The following is an 897-nucleotide window of genomic DNA, read 5'->3' as shown; positions in this document are numbered from 1 at the left end:
TGCCTCGTCCTAAAATAGGTTGACACAAAAGTTGACTTATATGAGTAACACTGGAGTTAAGGATTATTGCAAAAGGACTCAGAAGGACTACAGTTTAGCCTTCAAGTTGCAGGTGGTGGATGAAGTTGAAAAAGGGCACCTCACCTGGAAGCAGTCGCAACAGAAGTACGGCATTCAGGGTAGAAGTACTGTATTGGTATGGTTGCGTAAACACGGATCTTTGGACTGGAGCAGCAAAACACCCATGAAGAAGAAAGCACCCCCAAAAACCTATATCGCACAATTGGAAGCCAGGATCAGGCAGCTTGAGCAGGAAAAGCAGGTACTCAACCGTGCCATCGATATTGCAGATGATATGCTGCACACTGAGATCAGAAAAAAGTACTTACCCCTGTCACAGCAAGCTTCCGACCAAAGGCAGGGGGAAGGTCCTCAATCCCCGTCGGAATCATTGCCCAAAGCTTAGGCTACTGCCGTCAGCAGGTGTACAAGCAGCCAAAAGATGCAGCAGCCAAACAGCACAGAGCAGCCCGGGTGAAGGCTTTGGTAGATAAGCACCGTAAAGTGTTACCCCGCCTGGGTACCCGCAAGTTGCACCACCTGATGGGCGAAGAACTGCGCAGTAAAGGGCTGAAGATAGGTCGTGATGGCTTGTTTGCACTGCTGGGCAGCCATGATCTGCTGATCAAACCCCGGCGCAGGTATGTACAAACTACCAACAGCAGGCACTGGCTGCGCAAGTGGCCCAATCTGGTGAAAGAAGCAGCAGCAAAGCGCCCTGATGAAGTATGGGTCAGTGACATAACGTACCTGAAAACACAAGAAGGAACGATGTACCTCAACATGGTCACCGACGCATATTCGCGCCGCATTGTAGGTTATGCTGTGGCGGATAAC

The 897-nt window shown here is 50.2% G+C and carries 2 protein-coding genes; both read left to right on the top strand.

Features of this window, described 5'->3' with window-relative positions; translation table 11 throughout:
- Nucleotides 1-40: 40 nt before the first annotated feature.
- Complete coding sequence (locus tag BUE76_RS25330; RefSeq protein ID WP_073048743.1) at nucleotides 41-466, top strand: transposase; 426 nt, start codon at nucleotides 41-43, stop codon at nucleotides 464-466.
- Between the two features lie 98 nt (nucleotides 467-564).
- Nucleotides 565-897 (top strand): DDE-type integrase/transposase/recombinase (locus BUE76_RS24435; RefSeq protein WP_394333533.1); only part of this gene is annotated, 333 nt, incomplete at its 3' end.

Source organism: Cnuella takakiae (assembly GCF_001953305.1).
In the GTDB taxonomy this organism is placed as follows: domain Bacteria; phylum Bacteroidota; class Bacteroidia; order Chitinophagales; family Chitinophagaceae; genus Flavisolibacter; species Flavisolibacter takakiae.
The sequence above is the reverse complement of the archived record's forward strand: the minus strand, read 5'-3'. Positions and strand labels throughout refer to the sequence as shown.

Excerpts from the sequence above, each read along its gene's own strand:
- BUE76_RS25330 (WP_073048743.1), top strand. The coding sequence starts at position 41 with ATGAGTAACACTGGAGTTAAGGATTATTGCAAAAGGACTCAGAAGGAC.